17 protein-coding genes are annotated in these 20800 nt (G+C 63.9%); 9 read left to right on the top strand and 8 right to left on the bottom strand.

Features of this window, described 5'->3' with window-relative positions:
* Window positions 1-57 precede the first annotated feature (57 nt).
* From tig to FXY94_RS00715, 6 genes are all read left to right on the top strand, one after another.
* Window positions 58-1563 carry a trigger factor gene (tig, locus tag FXY94_RS00740; RefSeq protein ID WP_016663095.1) on the top strand — a complete coding sequence of 502 codons (1506 nt, stop codon included), beginning with the start codon at window positions 58-60 and terminating at the stop codon, window positions 1561-1563.
* Window positions 1564-1664: 101 nt separating this feature from the next.
* Window positions 1665-2912, top strand: a complete 1248-nt coding sequence (locus FXY94_RS00735) for an alpha-amylase family glycosyl hydrolase (protein WP_016663094.1) — start codon at window positions 1665-1667, stop codon at window positions 2910-2912.
* Window positions 2913-3049: 137 nt separating this feature from the next.
* Entirely contained in the window at window positions 3050-3634 is a 585-nt protein-coding gene (locus FXY94_RS00730; RefSeq protein WP_051120673.1) for an ATP-dependent Clp protease proteolytic subunit, read from the top strand.
* A gap of 26 nt (window positions 3635-3660) precedes the next feature.
* A complete protein-coding gene (locus FXY94_RS00725) occupies window positions 3661-4317 on the top strand; it encodes an ATP-dependent Clp protease proteolytic subunit (RefSeq protein ID WP_016663092.1) in 657 nt (218 codons plus the stop codon).
* 135 nt (window positions 4318-4452) lie between these two features.
* Window positions 4453-5763 (top strand): ATP-dependent Clp protease ATP-binding subunit ClpX, encoded by a 1311-nt coding sequence (gene clpX / locus FXY94_RS00720; protein ID WP_016663091.1) that lies wholly within the window; start codon window positions 4453-4455, stop codon window positions 5761-5763.
* Between the two features lie 54 nt (window positions 5764-5817).
* A complete protein-coding gene (locus tag FXY94_RS00715) occupies window positions 5818-6162 on the top strand; it encodes a chorismate mutase (protein WP_016663090.1) in 345 nt (114 codons plus the stop codon).
* Between the two features lie 63 nt (window positions 6163-6225).
* On the opposite strand, the gene FXY94_RS00710 is transcribed toward FXY94_RS00715, so the two are convergent.
* The 5 genes from FXY94_RS00710 to valS all read right to left on the bottom strand — a co-directional run bounded on the left by FXY94_RS00710 (window position 6226) and on the right by valS (window position 14304).
* Window positions 6226-6840, bottom strand: coding sequence for a sarcosine oxidase subunit gamma (locus FXY94_RS00710; protein WP_016663089.1), 615 nt, complete (start codon window positions 6838-6840; stop codon window positions 6226-6228).
* Complete coding sequence (locus tag FXY94_RS00705) at window positions 6833-9802, bottom strand: 2Fe-2S iron-sulfur cluster-binding protein (protein WP_051120588.1); 2970 nt, start codon at window positions 9800-9802, stop codon at window positions 6833-6835. The genes FXY94_RS00710 and FXY94_RS00705 overlap by 8 nt, the downstream gene beginning before the upstream one ends.
* 2 nt (window positions 9803-9804) lie before the next feature.
* Window positions 9805-10122 carry a sarcosine oxidase subunit delta gene (locus FXY94_RS00700; protein WP_016663087.1) on the bottom strand — a complete coding sequence of 106 codons (318 nt, stop codon included), beginning with the start codon at window positions 10120-10122 and terminating at the stop codon, window positions 9805-9807.
* A gap of 25 nt (window positions 10123-10147) precedes the next feature.
* Window positions 10148-11365: a sarcosine oxidase subunit beta family protein gene (locus FXY94_RS00695; protein ID WP_016663086.1), complete on the bottom strand. Its 1218-nt coding sequence runs from the start codon at window positions 11363-11365 to the stop codon at window positions 10148-10150.
* A 266-nt stretch (window positions 11366-11631) separates the two neighbouring features.
* The gene (valS, locus tag FXY94_RS00690) at window positions 11632-14304 is read right to left on the bottom strand and encodes a valine--tRNA ligase (protein WP_040386337.1); all 2673 of its coding nucleotides are present in this window, start codon (window positions 14302-14304) and stop codon (window positions 11632-11634) included.
* Between the two features lie 201 nt (window positions 14305-14505).
* Between valS and FXY94_RS00685 the strand changes: the two genes are divergently transcribed.
* From FXY94_RS00685 to FXY94_RS00675, 3 genes are read left to right on the top strand one after another with little or no spacing between them, the layout of a single operon-like run.
* Window positions 14506-15813: a PAS domain-containing protein gene (locus FXY94_RS00685; RefSeq protein WP_016663084.1), complete on the top strand. Its 1308-nt coding sequence runs from the start codon at window positions 14506-14508 to the stop codon at window positions 15811-15813.
* A complete protein-coding gene (locus FXY94_RS00680; RefSeq protein ID WP_016663083.1) occupies window positions 15813-16595 on the top strand; it encodes an SDR family oxidoreductase in 783 nt (260 codons plus the stop codon). Before FXY94_RS00685 ends, FXY94_RS00680 begins: the two co-directional genes overlap by 1 nt.
* Window positions 16592-18379, top strand: coding sequence for an ABC transporter ATP-binding protein (locus tag FXY94_RS00675; protein WP_016663082.1), 1788 nt, complete (start codon window positions 16592-16594; stop codon window positions 18377-18379). Before FXY94_RS00680 ends, FXY94_RS00675 begins: the two co-directional genes overlap by 4 nt.
* Window positions 18380-18385: 6 nt before the next feature.
* Here FXY94_RS00675 and FXY94_RS00670 read toward each other — a convergent pair whose 3' ends face one another.
* From FXY94_RS00670 to FXY94_RS00660, 3 genes are all read right to left on the bottom strand, one after another.
* A complete protein-coding gene (locus FXY94_RS00670) occupies window positions 18386-18661 on the bottom strand; it encodes a 2Fe-2S iron-sulfur cluster-binding protein (RefSeq protein WP_016663081.1) in 276 nt (91 codons plus the stop codon).
* Window positions 18662-18722: 61 nt separating this feature from the next.
* Complete coding sequence (locus tag FXY94_RS00665; RefSeq protein WP_016663080.1) at window positions 18723-19388, bottom strand: LuxR C-terminal-related transcriptional regulator; 666 nt, start codon at window positions 19386-19388, stop codon at window positions 18723-18725.
* Window positions 19381-20790 (bottom strand): ATP-binding protein, encoded by a 1410-nt coding sequence (locus FXY94_RS00660; protein WP_016663079.1) that lies wholly within the window; start codon window positions 20788-20790, stop codon window positions 19381-19383. Before FXY94_RS00660 ends, FXY94_RS00665 begins: the two co-directional genes overlap by 8 nt.
* Between the last annotated feature and the right edge of the window lie 10 nt (window positions 20791-20800).

The following is a 20800-nucleotide window of genomic DNA, read 5'->3' as shown; positions in this document are numbered from 1 at the left end:
GGCGTGGCTCCGGTTACCGACTTTGAAATACGAGAACTACTACGAGGAGACTTGCACGTGAAGACTGCAGTCGAGAAGCTGAGCGCGACCCGCGTGAAGCTTAACGTTGAGGTTCCTTTTGAGGAACTGAAGCCCGCGATCGATCAGGCCGCGAAGAAGATTGCCAAGGATGTGCAGCTTCCCGGCTTCCGTAAGGGCAAGGTTCCCACGTCGCTCATCGAGAAGCGTTTCGGTAAGCCCGCGATCATCCAGGAAGCCGTGAATGACGCGCTTCCGGGCTACTACCAGCAGGCCGCTGCCGAGGCCGAACTCAAGCCGGCAGGCCGTCCTGAAGTTGAGGTCAAGGAAGTTCCGGGCCTCGACGGCTCGGAAGAGGGCAACCTCGTGTTCGTTATCGAGCAGGATGTGCGCCCGGAGATCGAACTTCCCACCTTCTCCGACCTCGAGATCGAGATCGAGGAGCCCGTCGTTGACGACGACGCAGTGGAGATGCGCCTTACCGCGCTGCGCGAGCGCTTCGGCACCCTCAAGGGTGTGGATCGCCCCGCTGAGGACGGCGACTTCGTGTCGATCGACATGGTCGCGAAAATCGAGGACGAGCAGATCGACACCGTCGAGGGCGTGTCCTACAACATTGGCGAGGGCAACATGCTCGACGGCCTCGACGAGGCCCTGATCGGCCTTTCGGCTGGCGAAACCACGACGTTCACCTCGAAGCTCGCCGGTGGCGAGCGCGCCGGCGAGGAAGCGCAGATCACCGTGACCGCTCAGAGCGTGAAGGTGCGCGAGCTTCCCGAGGCTGACGACGAGTTCGCTGAACTCGCCTCCGAGTTCGACACGCTCGATGAGCTCAAGGCGGATCTCAAGGCTCAGGCCGAGAAGGACGCCGAGGGCAACCGCGTCGCGCTCGCCCGCAACGCGCTTCTCGAGAAGCTTCTCGAGGACATCGAGATTGAGGTTCCCGAGCAGCTCGTCAAGGACGAGATTGAGGCTCACCTCGAAAACGAGGGCAAGACGGCGGATGACCCGCACGGCGAGGAAATCAAGGACGACACGGTCAAGGCGATCCGTGCGCAGTTCCTCCTCGATGCGATCCTCGAGACGCGCGAGGTCGAGGTGGGCCAGGAAGACCTCATGAGCTTCATGTCCCAGATGGCCGCGCAGTACGGCATGGACCCGAACACGTTCCTCCAGGCTGTTGCGCAGGGCGGTCAGCTCGAGCAGATCTTCGGCGAAGTTCAGCGCTCGAAGGCGCTTGACGACGCGCTTGCTGAGGTGACGGTCAAGGCTGAGGGCGGCAAGGTTCTGGATCTTGGCCTTTCGAAGGGTGAGGAGTCCGACGATTCCTCGGCCGACGAGGATGCCAAGGCTGAGGGCGAGAAGAAGCCCGCCAAGAAGGCTGCTGCCAAGAAGCCCGCCGCGAAGAAGACGACCGAAAAGAAGTCCGCGGACAAGAAGACCGCTGAGAAGAAGCCGGCCGCCAAGAAGGCCCCCGCCAAGAAGGCTCCGGCGAAGAAGGCCGCCACCAAGAAGGCTGCCGAGGAGAAGAGCGAAGACAAGTAGTCTCGCACCATCCCTTAAGGGCGCGGCCCCTCATCGCGAAAGCGGAGGTGGGGCCGCTACCCTTTTAACAGCGCGCGGCGCCGCGCGAAGGAGGCATAGTCATGGCTTGGATCGATCACGCCCTGTGGTGGCACGTATACCCACTCGGCTTCACCGACGCCCCGATCCGCGAGGGCGATTCCCGCACCGGACGGGGCTTCGATCACCTCACCGGCTGGCTCGACTATGTGCAAGAACTCGGCCTCAACGGGATCGCGCTCGGCCCGATTTTTGAGTCCAAAACCCACGGCTACGACACGCTGGACTACCTGAAAATCGACCCGAGGCTGGGCGACGATGCTGCCTTCGATCGCTTCCTCGCTGCGTGCAAAAAACGCGGGATCCGCGTGCTTCTCGACGGCGTGTTTTCGCACGTTTCGATCGATTTCGAACCGCTTCGCCGCGAGCTTGAGAACCCCTCCGCGAACGCGAGCGAGCGCGAATTTGATATTGATATGGAGGCCGACGGCGGCCCGGCCCCCCGCGTGTGGGAAGGGCACGGGGAGCTCGCCCGCTTCCACCACGAAAGCGCCGCCGCGCGCGAGAGAATCGCCCACGTCATGCGCTCCTGGCTCGAGCGGGGGATCGACGGCTGGCGCCTCGATGCCGCCTACTCCGTGTCCACGAGCTTCTGGAGCGCGATCATCCCCGACCTTCGCCGGGACTTCCCCGAAGCGTTCTTCTTCGCGGAGATCATCCACGGCGACTACGCCGAGTTCGTGCGCGAAGCGGGAGTGGATTCCGCGACCGAGTACGAGTTGTGGAAGGCGATTTATTCGAGCATCGAGCAGAAGAATCTTTTCGAGCTCGAGTGGACTCTCGGCCGCCACAACACGTTCCTCGAACACTTCGTTCCGTACACATTCGTGGGTAATCACGACACGAGCCGCATCGCGAGCGTGCTTGGCGCAGACGGCGCGCTCACGGCTCACGCGATCCTCTATACGCTCGGCGGCACCCCCGCCCTGTACTACGGCGATGAGCAGGCCTTCCGCGGCATCAAGGAAGAGCGCCTCGGCGGAGACGACGACGTGCGCCAGGCCTTCCCCGATTCCCCAGGCGACTTCTTCGGCGAAGGGCCCGCCATGCGCGACGCGATCGCCGGGCTCATCGGCGTACGCCGAGCCGAGCCGTGGCTCGTGACCGCACGCACCGAAGTGCTCGCCATCGCGAATGAATACATGACGTACCGTGCCCACGAGCACGGGGGCGAGCGATTCATCGACGTTGACGTCACCCTCGAGGACATGCCCCGCGTGACGATTCGAGATGCGCACGGAACAGTGCTGTGGTCCCAGCCGCAGCTGTAGCGAGGCAAGCGTCGGAACTGCGCCCCTGGCGAACACAGGCGCCGAGACCCCTCGCGCTCGCTAAGGTTGAGGGGTACGAAATCTCAAGACACAAGGAGTGCACCGTGACCCAGCACAGCGTGAACGCGGCCGGTGAAATGCCGCTTGGCCTCGACGACAACGTGTACCAGCGGCTCCTGCGCGAGCGCATCGTGTGGCTCGGCTCGGATGTTCGCGACGACAACGCGAACGCCATCTGCGCGAAGCTGCTCCTGCTCGCCGCGGAAGATCCGGACAAGGACATCTTCCTTTACATCAACAGCCCTGGCGGTTCGATCACCGCCGGCATGGCTATCTACGACACGATGCAGTACATCAAGCCGGATGTCGTCACGGTCGCCATGGGCATGGCCGCCTCGATGGGGCAGTTCCTGCTGAGCTCCGGCACTCCCGGTAAGCGTTTCGCGACGCCCCACACGCGTATTCTCATGCACCAGCCGCTCGGCGGCCTCGGCGGCACCGCGTCCGAGATCAAGATCCAGGCCGATCTGATCCTCTCGATGAAGCAGCAGATGGCCGAGATTACCGCTGAGCAGACCGGCAAGAGCGTCGAGCAGATCATTGCCGACGGCGACCGCGACCACTGGTTCACCGCCCCCGAAGCCCTCGAATATGGCTTCATCGACCGGATCGTCTCCGCAGCCGGCGACGTGACCGGCGATGGCGGCATGGACGAGAACTGACGCGGCGAAACTAAAGGAGTACAACCATGACTTTTGAGCCCTCCATGAAGGCCGGCCACATGCCGAGCGCACGCTACGTGCTGCCCACCTACGAGGAGCGCACGGCCTACGGCTTCAAGCGCCAGGATCCGTACGCGAAGCTGTTCGAGGATCGCATTATCTTCCTCGGCGTCCAGGTGGACGACGCCTCGGCGGACGACGTGATGGCGCAGCTACTCGTGCTCGAGTCGCAGGATCCGGACCGCGACATCACCCTGTACATCAACAGCCCGGGCGGATCGTTTACGGCGCTCACGGCGATCTACGACACGATGCAGTACATCAAGCCTGACGTGACGACCGTGTGCCTCGGCCAGGCGGCCTCCGCCGCCGCGGTGCTTCTTGCGGCCGGCGCCCCCGGCAAGCGCCTCGCGCTTCCGAACGCACGCATCCTCATTCACCAGCCCGCGATGGGCGGCCAGGGCGGCGGTCAGGCCTCGGACATCGAGATTCAGGCCAACGAGATTCTGCGCATGCGCGAGTGGCTCGAGGACACCCTCGCCCACCACTCGGGACGTGACCGCGAGGAGATCCACCGCGACATCGAGCGCGACAAGATCCTCACCGCCCAGGGGGCGCTCGAATACGGCCTCATCGACCAGGTGCTCCAGCGCCGCAGCGAGCAGGCGCAGCTCGGCCAGTAAGCGCTGCCACCCGTGAACGGGCCGGGGAGGTGCGCCACAGCGACACACACTCGCTGGTGCGCCTCCCCATTTCCATGCATCCCTGCCGCTAGTGTGGCAAGGGCCTGATAGCTTCCCAGGAAGGATTTCTCCTCCATGGCACAGATTGGTGATTCGAGCGAGATCTATAAGTGCTCGTTCTGCGGCAAGTCGCAAAAGCAGGTTGAGCGGCTCATCTCCGGCCCTCACGTGTACATTTGCGAGGAATGCATCGAGCTGTGCAACGAGATCATCGCTGAGGAAACCGAGGCCGCGGAGAAGAAGGAAGAGCAGGCCAAGGAGCTCGAGCTCCCGAAGCCCAATGAAATCTTCGACTTCCTCGAGACTCACATCGTTGGCCAGGAGACCGCGAAGCGCGCCCTTTCCGTCGCGGTGTACAACCACTACAAGCGTGTGATCGCGAGTGAAACGAAGGATTCGGGCATCGGCACCGACATCGACGAAGTCGAGGTCGCAAAATCGAACGTGCTGGTCGTGGGGCCCACGGGTTGTGGAAAAACCTACCTCGCGCAAACCCTCGCGAAGCTCCTGAACGTACCGTTTGCGATGGCTGATGCCACCGCGCTCACGGAAGCCGGCTACGTGGGTGAGGACGTCGAAAACGTTCTTCTCAAACTGCTTCAGGCTGCCGACTGGGACGTCAAGCGCGCCGAGCGCGGCATCATCTATATTGACGAGATCGACAAGATCGGCCGCAAAGCGGAAAATCCGTCGATTACACGCGACGTTTCCGGTGAGGGCGTCCAGCAGGGTCTGCTCAAGATCCTCGAAGGGACGGTCTCGGCCGTGCCCCCGCAGGGCGGGCGGAAGCATCCGCAGCAGGACTACGTGCAGCTCGACACCACCAACGTGCTGTTTATTGTCGCGGGTGCATTTGCGGGTATCGAGGACATCATCAGCAACCGCATCGGTAAGCGTGGCATCGGATTTGGAAGCCAACTTCACACCCCGCTCGATGAACAGGAGATTTATGCGAAGATCCTCCCGGAAGACCTCCTCAAGTTCGGGCTCATCCCCGAGTTCATCGGGCGCCTTCCCGTGCTCACGTCGGTCACGAACCTCGACCGTGAGGATCTCACCCGCATTCTGATCGAGCCGAAAAACGCGCTCGTCAAGCAGTACCAGAAGATGTTCGCCCTCGACGAGGTCGAGCTCGACTTTGAGCAGCTTGCACTCGAGGCCATCGCCGATCGCGCTCTCGAGCGCGGAACGGGCGCGAGGGGCCTTCGCGCGATCATGGAGGAAATCCTCCAGCCCGTGATGTTCGAGGTGCCCTCACGCGACGATGTCGTGAAGATCGTCATCACCGAGGCCGTCGTGACCGAGGGGCGCGAGCCGCTCATGCTCACTCGCGCCGATTCCGCCGCCGAAAGCAGCGATACGAAGAAGCGCCGTCGCAGCGCGTGACGCTTTATGGCCGAAGGCCTTTACTCACCCGGCTTCGCCTGGAAGGCTTAGCGCATGAATGATTCTCCAGCGACCCCAAGTGCCGGGACCCACGTCACCGACGAACAGATCGCCCGCGCCCGGGAGGTCCTCGGCCAGCACCGACGCTCGATCGACAATATCGACGCGGCCCTCGTGCATCTCCTCGCCGAACGCTTCAAGTTCACGCAGGCCGTGGGCGCCCTCAAGGCAGAGCACGGCCTTCCCGCTGGCGACCCGGATCGCGAAAAACACCAGGTCGAGCGTCTTACGCGACTTGCCGAAGAGTCTGGTCTCGACCCGGTGTTTACGCAGCGTTTTCTGCATTTCCTCGTCACCGAGGTGATTCGTCACCATGAGCGGATTGCCGCGGAGAAGTAGCGGAATTGATGGGGCCGCCCGGCGCTGAGTGCGCCAAGCGGCCCGGTTGCTGTGAGCGGCGGTCTAGAGAACGTCGCTTTGGCGATACTCGGTCATCGCATCCATAATCCACCGCGCCACGAAATCGGCGAAGCTCGCGCGAGGGAAGAGCCGCCATACGCTCTGGTCCACGCGGTGCAAGAGGATCGGCACGTGCGCGAGCTGGGTCGCGATCGCGCGGCCCGCTGGGAACTCACGCGGGTGTAGATCCGCGTTGCAGCCCTTCTCGAGAAGCTCCTCGCTGGCGCGGCCCGAAAGCTCAAACACGGTGCGGTTCGCGGAAAGATCCACGGCGTGCCCCGGCAATCCTTCGAGAGAAGCCTCGAGGTCAGCGACGGCGGCCTGGGACGTGTCGGAGGGATCGACGTACAGGAACTCGTCGGGCGAGAGCCACAGAACGTGGCCGGCGTCGGACCTTCCCGCGACCTCGCCAACCCGCGCGGGAAGTGCAAAGCCGAGCACGCTCTCAAGTGCACGTGCGCTTTCGCTCCCCGGCTTCGCGCGAAGCCCTGCCTGCAGCGGTGAATCTAGCTCCCGAAGTGCCACGGAACGCGGGCCGACGACACGCGCCGCCTCCATCGCGCCCGCAAGGTGCGCGGCGGGCGTGCGGCGAAATTCTTTCAACTGAGCGTTAGCCATCGCGGCGCTCTCCTTCCGGATCAAAAAGACACAGGGGCCCGATTTCTACGTCGACGAGGCGGCCGTCCACGGGGCTCGAAATTATTTCGCCTTCGCGTTCGCGGCCTCGTTCGATGAGCGCGAGAGCGAACGTGCGGCCCAGCGCCACCGAGTCGTAGCTCGACGTCACGAAGCCGATATCCTCGATTTGCCCGTTGCCGGGCAAGAGCGGAGTCGTCACATCCGCATCGCGAACCGTGAGGTCCGTTCCCTTTTCGACGAGCTGCGCGCCCTCGCGAAGGCGCAGCCGGCGATCGACTGGAAGAACACTCACGAGGTGGCGCCGACCCGGAGCAGCGGTGTGGGCGCGAGCGAAGGAGCGCTTACCGAGGAACTCCTCCTTCTTCTTCGACACGACCCAGTCCATTCCCGCGTCCTGCGGGGTAACCGTGCCATCCGTATCCTGACCGACAATGATGAAGCCCTTCTCGGCACGCAGCACGTGCATCGTTTCCGTCCCGTAGGGGGTGATGCCAAACTCGCGGCCAGCTTCCTCGACGGCCTCCCACACGTAGAGCCCGTAGAAAGCCTCGACATTGATCTCGAAGCAGAGCTCCCCCGAGAACGAAATGCGGCACACGCGCGCCGGAATACCGTTTGCGAGGGTCGTGTCGCGAAATGCCATGAACGGGAAGCCCTTGGCGGAAACGTCGATGTTCGGGACAACCTTTTCGATGACGGCGCGTGACTTCGGGCCGGCGACCGTGATCGTCGCGTACTGCTCGGTCACCGACGTGAATGTCACGTCGAGCTCGGGCCACTCCGTTTGCGAGTACTCTTCGAGGTGGTCGAGAACCTTCGCGGCGCCCGACGAGGTGGTCGTCATGAGGAAGCGATCGTCCGCGAGCCTCATCGTCACGCCGTCGTCAAAAATCATCCCGTCGGGCGTACACATCACGCCGTAGCGCCCCATGCCGACCTTGAGCAGGCGGAACGAGTTCGTGTACACGCGATCGAGGAATTCCGCTGCGTCTTTCCCGCGAATCTCGATCTTGCCGAGCGTGGTGCCGTCCATGAAACCGACGGATTCACGGACCGCCGCGCACTCGCGGCGCACCGCGGCGTCCATCGATTCCGCTCCCTGCGGGTAGTACCAGGGGCGCTTCCACTGGCCCACGTCCTCAAACTTCGCGCCGTGGGCGAGGTGCCACGGGTGAATCGACGTGAGGCGTGCCGGGTCGAAGAGGTCGCCGCGCTCGCGGCCCGCGATGACCCCAAACGGCACGGGCGTATAGGGCGCGCGGTAGTTTGAGACGCCGACCTTCTCGAGATTATCTTCGCCGAGCGCGGCCGCGAGGATCGCCATTGCGTTTACGCCTGAGGTTTTGCCCTGATCGTTCGCAGTACCAATCGACGTGTAGCGCTTGATGTGCTCGATGTTGTGCATGCCCGCGCCAAAGGCGCGCATGATCTCGGCAACGGCTTGATCGCGTTGGAAATCAACGAAATGCTCGTGCCACTCGGCTGCGTCGCCGTCGTTGGCGGGTACGAGCCACACGGGCCGCACGGGAGAGCGGTCAAGGGGCAGTGAGGTTCCGACGGCTGCCTCGGCAACCTCGCGCTTCAGTTTCCCGGCGTTGAAGCCTTTCGCTTCGGCAGCCTTCTCGCGGGCCTCGATACCTGCGCGGTGACCTTCTTCGAGCGCATCCTCGAGGGAATACTTCCCGGTGAGGGCGCCCGCGTGGTGTTGGTGGGAAACGGGGGAGACGGGCACGAAGCCCGCGATGTCCGTGTTCCACGTGGTTTTTCCCTGGCGGTGGGTGTGGAGGTGCACGGTGGGGCTGTATCCGCCCGAGACGGCGAGGAGGTCGACCTCGATGTGTTTTGCCTCGCTCGTGAGCTCAGTGTTGTCGTTGAGGCCGCGCACCGTGACGGCGCTCAGGAGCCCGCCCTCGCCCGCGTCGGTATCAATCACGGCGGAGCCCGCGTAGAGGGCTGCTCCCACCTCGCGCGCGATTTTCCTGCAGTGCTCGGGCACGCTTGGGCGTGCGTCGATGATCGCGGCGACCTTCGCCCCTGCCGCCGCGAGGTCGAGCGCGCTCTCATAGCCCGCGTCATTGGTGGTGAACAGTGCCGCTCGGTGGCCCGGCAGAGCGCCGTAGCGGTTGATGTAGGTGCTCACGGCGGAGGCGAGCATGATGCCCGGCCGGTCGTTGTTTTTGAACACGAGCGGTCGTTCAATGGCGCCGGTCGCGAGAATGACCTCCGCGGCGCGGAACTGCCACATGCGCTGGCGCGACACTCCGGGGCGCTTGGCGCGTGGAAGGTGATCGGTGCGGTTTTCGACCGCGATCACGTAGTTCGCGTCGTAGCAGCCGAACGCGCTCGTGCGCGGAAGGTAGGTGAAGTCGCTGTTCTTTTCGAGCTTCTCGATTTCAGTGCGTGCCCATTCGGGGCCGCTGAGACCATCGATTTCGACATCGCGTGTGGAAAGAAGTGAACCGCCGGGAAGGGGCTGATCGTCGAGGAGCGCGACCCTGCATTGGCCGGCGAGGGCCGAGCGCGCCGCGGCGATGCCGGCGGGGCCCGCGCCCACGATGAGCACGTCCACGTGGCGGTGTTTGTGGTCGTAGAGGGCCGGGTCGGGACGCGGGTCGAGGGCGCCCTGCCCTGAAACAAACAGAGTCTCGAGGCCCGGCGTAGCCGGGACGGTTGTCACCGGCAGCATTGTTTCGTCGATATCGTGCGCGTCGCGTGAGCGAACCGTGATGAGCCCGTTCGGCTCTTCGATGCCCGCCGCGAGGATTCCTCGTGGGCGGTGGCGGTACATCGATTCGGCCGTGTGGATCCGGCCCGAGGCGATGAGCGCGGAGGCAACCGTGTCGCCGTCGTATGCCTCGATCTCCACACCGTCAACCGTGATCGAGAAGGGTTCACTGTCCGCGAGGCCGTACCGAGGGGAATGCTCGGGGGATAGTCGCATGCTCACTTGGTCTCTCCCATCGTGTGGGCGGCCTCGTCGCCGCCGTGCAGCTCGGGGCGTTTCTCGCCCGCCGGATAGAACGCGAGGAACTCATGGGTCGCCGTGTCGCGCAGGGCATTGAACCACTTTCGGCAGCCGCCCGTGTGCAGCCATCGCTCGGCGTACTCGCCTTTGGGGTTCGAGCGGTAGAACAGGTAGTGGGCCCATTCGGTATCGGTCAATTCCGCGGTTTTTTCGGGGTGGGCCACGTGAGCCTCGCCGCCGTAGTGAAACTCGATTTCGTCGCGGTCACCGCAGTGGGGGCACGTGAGAAGAAGCATCGTTGGTCTTCCTTTCGCGGAGGGGTTAGTGAGCGACGGCAGCGGCGCCGTGCTCGTCGATCAGGTGGCCGGTCGTAAAGCGTTCGAGCGAGAACGGTTCATTGAGTTCGTGGGGGCGATCGTTCGCGACCGTATACGCAAACGCCCATCCGCATGCGGGGGTAGCCTTGAAGCCGCCCGTGCCCCAGCCGCAGTTGATGTACACGCCTTCGACGTCACACAGGGACATGATGGGGGAAGCATCGAGCGTGACATCCACGATCCCGCCCCATGTGCGCAGCAGATGTGCACGAGAGAACACGGGGAATAGTTCGATCGCCGCGGCAATTTGCTCGGAGACCACGTGGAACGACCCGCGCTGGCCGTAGCCGTTGTATTGATCGATTCCCGCACCCATGACGAGCTCGCCCTTATGAGCCTGCGATACGTACATGTGCACGTGGTTGCTCATGACGACCGTGGGGTGAACCGGCTCAAAAAGCTCCGAGACGAGTGCCTGGAGCGGATGCGACTGCGTGGGTACGCGCACCCCGAGTTGATCTGTGAGGGTGGTCGTGTGCCCTGCTGCCGCGAGGGCGATTTTGGGGGCGAGGATCTTCCCGCGAGTGGTCTCGACACCGATCGCGCGGTCACCGTCGGACAGAACCTTCGTGACCTCGCAGTTTTGAATGATGTCGACGCCGAGCTCGTTGCACTTGCGCGCGTAGCCCCATGCCACCCAATCGTGTTTCGCGATGCCCGCGCGCGGCTGGTAGGTCGCGCCCATAACCGGGTATCGCACGTTGTCGCTGATGTTGAGGATCGGGCACACTTCTTTGACCTGCTCGGGTGTGAGCCATTCGGCGTCCACGCCGTTGAGCTTGTTCGCCTCGACCCTTCGCACCGATTCGCGCACGTCGCCGAGCGTGTGCGCAAGATTGAGCACGCCGCGCTGCGAAAAGAACATCTCGTACTCGAGCTCCTCGGTGAGGCCCTCCCACAACTTCATCGCGTGCTCGTAGATCGCGGCGGATTCGTTCCACAGGTAGTTCGACCGGATGATCGTGGTGTTGCGGGCCATGTTGCCGCCCGCGAGCCACCCTTTTTCAAGAAGGGCGATGTTGGTCATCCCGTGATTTTTTGCGAGGTAATACGCGGTGGCGAGTCCGTGTCCGCCGCCGCCCACGACGATCGCGTCGTAGGTTTTCTTCGGGTCCGGGTTATCCCACAGGAAATCGGGGTGTTGGGGCAGTTCTTCCGCCACGGGGCCTCCTAGGTTCTCGTCATTGAGAAAACGACTGGGCGTCATTTCCACGGAAGGTAGTGGTGTCGATCCTAGAAGTAGACCACGAGACAGTCAAGCGATAAACGCAACGAGGTTGCGATAATGACAACTCGGATCTAGGTGGGGGCGCAGGCGGGGGCGGTCTGCTCGCTCGAAAGGGCCCCGAGAACCACGGCGGTGTGAAGACCTACCGTGCCCCTCGGGGCTCTTGCGATGATCGGCTGCGTGTTGCGGCCTGTGCGCGCCTACTTCTTCTTCGCGGGCGGCTCGCCGAGCTCGACCTTCGACAGCGTGATCGCGCCGTCGGTCGAGGGCTCAAGCGTGAGCTCCTCGATTGAGCCGAGCGCGCACACGTCGAAGCGCACGCTCTCGAACTCGGCGAGTGCACCTTCGGGAAGCGCGAGATTCGCCTGCAGCATCGGAGTCTTTTGCGAGACCTTCGCGTCGCTCTTGACCTTGCGCACCGAAATGATGGCCTCGCTCACCACGCGCAGGAGCGATTCGTCCTGGCCGGCTGCGGCCTTGGCGAGAGGCGCCGAGGTGGGCCATGCCTGCTGGTGAACCGAGCCTTCGCGCCACCAGCTCCACACCTCGTCGGTGGCAAACGGGAGGTACGGCGCGAAAAGGCGCAGCAGGGTCTCGAGCGCAATCGTGAGAGCCGCGCGAGCCGAGGCTGCGGGGCCTTCGCCAGCCGCACCGTGCGCGCGGTTTTTCACGAGCTCGATGTAGTCATCACAGAACGTCCAGAAGAACGGCTCGATGACCTCGATCGCGCGCGCGTAGTCGAGCTTCGACATCGCCGCGCTCGCCTGATCCACGACGCTCGCGAGGGAGGCGAGCATCGCGCGGTCGAGCGGCTCGGTGACGGCGGCTGGGTCCGCAGGAAGGGTGCCCTCCGGGTCCGACGCCACTTCGCCAAAGCTGAGCGCAAACTTCGAGGCGTTGAGAACTTTGATCGCGAGGCGGCGGCCGATCTTCATCTGGCCCTCTTCGAACGCCGTGTCCGCTCCCTGGCGGGCACGTGCCGCCCAGTAGCGCACGCCATCCGAACCGTACTTTTCGAGAAGGTCGATCGGCGTCACGACATTGCCTTTCGACTTTGACATCTTCTTGCGGTCCGGGTCGAGGATCCAGCCGTTGATACTCGCGCCCGTCCACGGAAGCGAATCGGTGAGAAGATGCGAACGCACGACCGTGCTGAACAGCCACGTACGGATGATGTCGTGGCCCTGCGGGCGAAGATCCATCGGGTAGACCTTGCCGAAGAGATCCGGGTCATCGAGCCAGCCGGTCGCGAGGAGCGGCGTGAGCGAGCTTGTCGCCCACGTGTCGAACACATCCGGGTCGGCCGTGAAGCCGTTCGGCTCATCGCGCTGAGACTCGTCGAAGCCTTCCGGCGCATCGAGGGTGGGATCCACGGGAAGGCGATCCTCGGAAGGAATGAGGACGCGGTCGTAGTCGATCTCGCCCTTCGCGTCGAGGCCGTACCACACGGGGATCGGCACGCCGAAGTAGCGCTGGCGGCTCACGAGCCAGTCGCCCGTGAGGTTCTCGACCCAGTTGCGGTAGCGCGAGGCCATGAATCCCGGATACCAGGTGAGTTCCTCGCCGCGCTTGAGCAGCGCCGTGCGCAAAGTGCCGTCGGCCTCATCGCGTCCACCGTTCGTGATGTACCACTGGCGGCTCGTGACGTACTCGAGTGGCTTATCGCCCTTTTCGTAGAACTTGACGGGGTGGGTGATCTTCTTTGGCTCGCCCACCATGTCGCCCGTCTCGGTGACCATCTCGACCACGCGCTTTTGCGCGCTGAATACGGTGAGGCCCGCGAGTTCGGCGTACCGCTCGCGACCGGCCTCGCTCGTGATCCACGGGGCGTCCTCGAGGAATCGGCCGTCGCGGCCGATCACGGCTCGCGTGGGAAGGTCGAGTTCACGCCACCAAATCACGTCGGTCGCATCGCCGAACGTACAGATCATCGCGATGCCCGCGCCCTTATCGGCCTGTGCGAGCGGGTGCGCGAGAACGGGCACCTCGACCTCGAACAGGGGGGAGAGCACCGTCGTGCCGAATAGCGGCTTATAGCGCTCATCGTCGGGATGCGCGACGAGCGCGACACACGCGGGAAGAAGCTCCGGGCGAGTCGTCTCGATGAACACCTTCTCGCCGTTATCGGCGCGCGTGAAACCGAGGCGGTGGTACGCGCCCTCGCGGTCGTGGTCCTCCTGCTCGGCCTGCGCAACCGCGGTGCGGAACGTGACGTCCCACGGGGTCGGCGCCTCAGCCTGATAGGCCTGGCCGTTCTTCAGATGCGTGAGGAATGCCTTCTGACTCACGGCACGCGAGTTGTCGTCGATGGTCTGGTAGCGCAGGTTCCAATCCACCGAAAGGCCGAGGGTGCGGAAGGTGTGCTCGAAGGCCTTCTCGTCTTCCGTTGTGAGCTCGAGGCACAGCTCGATGAAGTTCTTGCGGCTGATCGGCATCTGGTTTTGAGGCTTCGCGGTCTTCGCGTTTCCGCCGCGGTGGGGTGGTTCGAAGTTCTCCACGTAGGGGAGGGTCGGATCGCAGCGAACGCCGAAGTAGTTTTGCACGCGGCGCTCGGTGGGCAGGCCGTTGTCGTCCCAGCCCATCGGGTAGAACACGTCCTTGCCGATCATGCGGTTGTAGCGCGCGAGGATGTCGGCCTGGGTGTACGCAAACACGTGACCGATGTGCAGCGAGCCCGAGGCTGTGGGCGGGGGAGTGTCGATCGAGAAGACCTTCTCGCGACTTGTGTCTCGGTTAAACGCGTAGACCTTCGCGTTCTCCCAGCACGTGTCCCATTTGCTCTCGAGACCGTCGAGGCTTGGGCGGTCGGGAATCGAGGGGCTCATCGGTGCGGCGGTCGAGTCGTGACCTGCGTCGTGGCTGTTTTCGCTCATGTGCCTCATTGTTTCACGCATGCACGCATCGGTGGTGCTACGGGGGCGTGAGATGCCCCAACGACAAGCACTGAACATGCCCCTTCGCGTAGGGCCCTTTGTGCCAGGTAGGTCCCTAGATGCCGCGTACTATAGGGGCGAGCCGGCGTCGGATCCTCCAGCGCCCCGGCTCCCCACGACGCACACGAGCGGAAGGTCCCCATGAAGCGCCCCGACCCCACAGGCCACGAACTCGAGTTCGAGGCGGGTGAGCTGTTCTTCTCGACGACCGACGAACGCGGCCACATCGACAAGGCCAACGACGTGTTCGTGCGGCTTTCGCGATACGAGGCAAGCCAACTCAAGGGCGCCCCGCACAACATCATCCGCCACCCCGATATGCCCTCGGGCGTCTTCCGGCTCCTGTGGGATTCCGTCGAAAAAGGCCAGCCGTTCGCGGGGTACATTCGTAATCTTTCGTCCGACGGTAGCCACTACGACGTGTTTGCTACGGTCACCCCTCTTCCCGAAGGCGGGTACCTTTCCGTGCGCTCAAAACCCATGAGCAGCGCGACTTTTGACGACGTGTTCGAGGCCTATGCCGTGATCGTTGCCGAGGAAAACAAGCTGCGCAAGCAGGGAAGGAGTGCTCGCGAGGTTGCGGGCGTCGGAGCAAAGCTCGTCGATAATGCCGTGCGTGATCTCGGCTATGACGGCTATGAGGTGTTCCAGCGCAAGGCGCTTTTGCGTGAAGTGATGATGCGTGAAGAGGCGCTTGAGGGCAGCCTCGGCATGGTAGTCACGAACACGATTGACCTCATCGTGCGCGCCGCCCTCGGCATTCACGCCGAGGTCAGCGTGCTGTCGTTCGATCAGGAAACTCTCGAGACGATCGCGGGCTACACCGACTCGGTTTTGCGCCGTATTCGCAAAGACATCGACCTCCAGGCAGCAGCCGAGCTCGGGCTGTGGGATTCGAGCGACAACGCCCTGCGTCCCCGCCTCAGCTCTCTCACGGGCGAACTTTCGACCCTCGCCGCGCTTTCGCGCGAGACCCAGTTCCAGATTTCCCTTGCGCGTCTTCAGTCCGCGATGGTCACGCAGTTCGCGGACGAGCGCTTCGAAATCGAAGAGAGTGCCGCGCGTGCCGAAGCCAATAGTGCGATCCGCGACCTCGTCGCGGCACTCCTCGCGGACCTTGACGTCATGCTGCAGCACATCGGTTCGCTCCACGTCGCGATCGGCCGTGCCCGCACGTCGATCAGTAGCGTGAGCGCGAAAATGCGCGAGAGGCGCGAGCTCGTGGACGAGTTCCTCGATGACTCCTTCGCGAAAGGCACCGACCTTTCCGCGCGCGCCGAGGCACTTGAGCCCCACTTCAGCCAGTCGGTCATCGATGCCGACGTCGCCCTTTCCCGGCTTGAACGCCTCGAAAAGGCCTTGAGCGATTTTGATGCCGAATATGATGCGGAGCCTCTCGAGCGCATGCGCGAGCAGCTCCTCGATGCTCTTGAGCACACGGAGGTGTGATGGACATGAACTCACGAGGCCCACGAACGGTTGTTGTCACCGGCGCGAGCTCCGGAATCGGGCGCGCTACGGCGCTTCGTCTCTATGAGGAAGGGTATCGAGTTCTCGCGATCGCGCGTCGGCGCGAGCGACTCGAAGAGCTCGCCCGCATGGTGAACGATCCCGAAAAGTTTGATGTGCTGCCGTGCGACGTTAGCGTCGACGAGGATGTCGCGCGCGTTGCCGACTACGTCGAGCGCGAGTTCGGCGGAGTGCTCACGTCCCTGTGCAATATCGCCGGTGGTGCACTCGGCATCGAGCAGGTCGCCGATGCAGCCTTCGACAAGTGGGAGGGGATGTTCCGGTCCAACGTGATTGGCTCGGGCCGTGTCACGAAGGCGCTCCTTCCAGCCCTTGAAGCAAGCGGGCACGGCGACGTCGTGTTCCTGACCTCGACGGCGAGCCAGGCGGCCTATGAAGGCGGCTCCGGCTACAACGCCGCGAAAGCGGGCGAACACATGATCGCCGCGGCGCTCCGCCTTGAACTCGCCGGCAAACCGATCCGGGTCATCGAAATCGCCCCGGGGCTCGTGCACACCGAGGAATTCAGCCTCACGCGCCTCGGTGGCGATCAAGCTGCCGCCGACAAGGTCTACGAAGGCGTTGAGAAGCCACTGACTGCCGACGACGTCGCGGATGTCATCGCGTATTCCGTGAAGCTCCCGCACCACGTGAACCTCGATCTCGTGACTCTGCGGCCGCTCGCACAAGCCGCGCAGCACAAGCTCATTCGCTCCGCGTGAGGCCGCTCGAGCTTCCCGATACGGGGCTCAACGACGGCCAAAAGGTCGAGACCAGACGCATTCTCGCGCTCTTTTCCCCGCACAGGGCGACCCTCGCACTCGTGCTCGCGCTCATCGCGCTTGGTGCTCTCACGGGAGTGCTCTCGCCGTTTCTCGTGCGCGAGATCGTCGATGTTGCCCTGCCCGAAGGCAACATCGCTCTTCTCACGTGGTGCGCGCTCGGCATGATCGCCGTTTACGCTGCGGGCGCGGTTTTCAGCGTGTTCCAGTCTTTCCTCTCCATACGAGTGGGGCAGGCGATCATGCACGACCTTCGCGTGCGAGTGTTCGCCCACCTCCAGCGCATGGGACTGCCCTTTTTTACCTCGACCCGCACGGGGGAAATCCAATCGCGGATTTTCAACGACATCGGCGCCATGCAGTCCGTCGTCACGAACGTGGCCACCCAAATCGTCTCCGCGAGCGCCACGATCCTCATGAGCGCCCTCGCGATGATCGCCATGGACTGGCGGCTCTTCCTGTTCTCGCTCGTCACCACACCCATCGCCTCCGTTCTGAATCGACGCGTGGGAAAGCGGCGCCGCGCGCTCGTCAAACGTCGGCAAGAAGCCGCCGCTGACCTTTCCGCCCACATCCAAGAATCCCTCTCCGTCTCCGGGATTCTGCTATCCACGACCCTCGGGCGTTCGGAGCCGATCATCGACGCGTTCGACGCCGAATCTCGTGACCTCTCGAGGCTCGAAGTTGAATCGGAAATGGCGGGCCGCTGGATGCAGGGCCTCTACTCGGTGCTCCTGTGGGTCATTCCCGCCCTCACCTACCTCCTCGGCGGGGTGCTCTTTATCAAGGGCCTCGGCGACCTGACGATCGGCACCCTCGTCGCGTTCGTCGCGATGCAAACAACGCTCTTTCCTCAGCTCAACACGCTCCTGCGCGTCGCCACCCAAGTTCGCGCGAGCCTCGCACTATTCACGCGAGTGTTCGAGTATCTCGACCTCGACATCCCCATCAAAGAAGCCGCGAATGCACGGACATTTCCCGGCGGGCGGGCGCGCGGGCACATCAGCTTCGAGGGCGTGACGTTCACGTACCCGAGCGCACGAAAAACGACAATCGAGGACGTCTCCTTCGAGGTCCTGTCCGGGGCGCACATTGCTCTCGTTGGCAGCACTGGAAGCGGCAAAACGACTCTCGGATACCTCCTCTCACGCCTCTACGACGTGAGCGAGGGGAGAATCCGCATCGACGGCATCGATGTGCGCGAGCTCAAGCTCGACGCGCTCGCGGGCGCCGTCGGAGTGGTCACGCAAGAGACCTACCTGCTTCACGCGAGCATTGCGGAGAACCTGCGGTTTGTGAAGCCTGAGGCGAGCGAGGCCGACATGATTGCCGCGTGCGAGATTGCACAGATCCACGCGCACATCGAGTCGCTTCCGAACGGCTACGACACGGTGGTGGGGGAGCGGGGCTACCGATTTTCGGGAGGCGAAAAACAGAGACTCGCGATCGCGCGTACCATCCTTCGCGACCCGCCTATCCTTGTGCTCGACGAGGCAAGGAGCGCGCTCGATACGGTGACCGAGCGTGCCATGGGTGGGGCACTGCGCTCCCTCAGTGAGGGACGCACGACCATCTCGATCGCGCACAGGCTTTCAACGGTGCGCGACGCCGATCAGATTCTCGTCGTCAAGAGCGGGCGCATATGCGAACGCGGCACCTACGACGACCTGCTCGCCGCCGGCGGAGAATTTAGCCGCCTCGCCACCGGCGAGCGCCGGGCCTAGGTTGGTTCAGGCCTCGACTTCGATGTGGCCCACGCCGCGATCCACACAGCACGCGATGCGTGTGCCGTGTTCGTCCTCTTCGAGGTACTCGTTCTCGTACTCGACTTCGCCGCTCACGAGCGGGACGACACACGTTCCGCACGTGCCGCCTTCGCACGAATATTTCATCGGAACACCCGCATCGAGGAGCGCCTGGAGAAGAGACGTATCCTCGCCAACCTCGACGGTCACGTTGGACTTAGTAGCGGTTGCGGTGAACGGTTCTTTATCAAAGAGACCCACGGAAAACTCCTTGCTTTGAGACATCGTGAGGGATCAACGCCCTCAAGCATGACACACGCCGCTATATCACTCGCTTCTCACGCGCCCAGCGGGAGAGCTCGTAGCGGTTTGTGAGCTGAAGCTTCTTGAGCACGTTGGAGACGTGGGTCTCGATCGTGCGATCCGAAATGAACAGCGCCGAAGCAGCCTCGCGGTATGTATGACCGCGCGCAATAAGCTTCATGACCTCCTGCTCGCGCGGGCTCAAAAGATCCATCTCGCTGGGCACGGACGGTGCTACGCCACGGAACGCATCGAGCACGAATCCTGCGAGGCGAGGCGAGAACACCGCGTCGCCTTCAGCGATTTTGTGGAGTGCTGCGGCGAGCTCTTCGCCCGTCGTGGACTTCGTGACATAGCCGCGCGCGCCCGCGCGGATCACGGCGATCACGTCAACCTCGGCGTCCGAGACCGAGAGGGCGAGGCAGCGCACCGGTTTGCCCGATTCGGTTGTGAGGGATTCGAGAGCTTCGGCGACCTCCGCGCCGCCGCCTCCGCCACCTCCGGGCAGGTGAACGTCGAGCAAAACCACGTCCGGGCGCAGCTCGCGGGCCTTGTCGATTGCCTCCTCGACGGTGAGGGCAATGTCGACGATTTCGATGCCGCCGAGCCTGCTGAGCTCTTCACTCACACCCGACGCGAAGATGCGGTGGTCATCGACCACGAGCACGCGAATGTTCTCAGCCATGGCGTTGGTTGTCCTGTCTCTCAAGCACGAGTGATACTTCGCAGCCGCCGCCGATCGCGCCTCGCACGCTCGCGAAGCCACCGGCGCGGGCCATGCGTCCAAGGATAGACTCGCGCACTCCGAGACGCCCTTCAGGGATGGCACTCATGTCGAAGCCCTCGCCGCGATCACGCACGAAAACCTCGATGTTCTCGCCTGTCGCGTCGAGGAACACCTGCACCCCCACCTTGCCGTGTCGCGCGGCGTTGCTCGTGGCCTCGCGAAGCGCGAGAAGAAGTGGTTGATAGCCGTCCACGAACGGTGCATCGCCGACGCATACGACTTCGATCGGGACCTCGTGTGCGCGTTCCGCCTCTTCGGCGGTGCGGGTGACTGCCTCGCGAAGGCTCTGTGGCGGAGCTGCCGCAGCCCGTGGCGTGGCGTAAGGCGGCGCGGAACCGGGGGTGATGTTCCCGTAGAGCCAGCGGCGGAGTTCTACTTCCTGCTGGCGCGCGAGATGTTTCATGCGCTCGGGAGGTGTGGACTCGCGCTGGATCACGGTGAGTGTTTGGAGTACCGAGTCGTGAAGGTGCGAGGCGATTTCCGCCTGGTGGTCTGCGAGTGCACGCTCGCGGGATTCCTCGCGTATGCCGGCCCACAGGCGTCGCGTCCAGGGCACGACGAGAATCGAGGCGAGGGCGAGTGAAAAGAGGGTCGCGGCGGCAGTGATCCCCATCGCGCGCACCCCGAGGAGGGCCCCGACGATCACGAGTGCGCCTCCCACGAGGAGGAGGCCGCCAACAACGACCGCGCCGGTCACGGCTAAGGGAAGGCTCGAGACCCTTCCCGTCCAGCGCGCCGTGTCGACGCTCGAGAGTGGCAGCGTGCCGAGGGCGATACCTACCGCGAGGATGCCCGCACCGATCGCGAGGGGAGCCTGGATGTCGATATCTGGCAGGAGCGCCGGAAACACCCCGACGCTGACGATCGCGACGGAGGCCCCCACGATTCCTGCGAGGATCGCCCACCGCACGGCGGTGCCAAACGGCGTGTGGCCGCCCTCGAGAGGAAGCGCTGCCTGCCGAAGAGCAGGCTTGCCCCTGACGGGAGCGCTCGAGAGCTCGGCGAGAACTTCGCGTTCGTGCTCGCGGTCGAGCGGAAGGGCCCACCACGCGAGGACGTACACGAGCATGACGCTCCCACCAATGCCGAGGAGCGCGTAGAGGACCAGCGGTGTGAGGTCGAGAAGGAGGGTCGCGGGGAGCACGCACGCGAGTGCGAGGCCGCCGAGCGCGAAGAACGTGCGCACGGCGGCGACCGGGATCCCCATGGCGTTTGCGAGGGCCGCGCACACGCCCGTGAGTTCCGCACCGACGCGCTCGCGTGTCCACGCGTGCGCGGTCGGTTGGAGGAGTTCACTCATGCGACCATAG

It is taken from the genome of Dermabacter jinjuensis (assembly GCF_902381725.1).
Classification (GTDB): Bacteria; Actinomycetota; Actinomycetes; order Actinomycetales; family Dermabacteraceae; genus Dermabacter; species Dermabacter hominis.
Note: the sequence above shows the minus strand (reverse complement) of the source record. Positions and strands in the feature narration are given on the sequence as shown.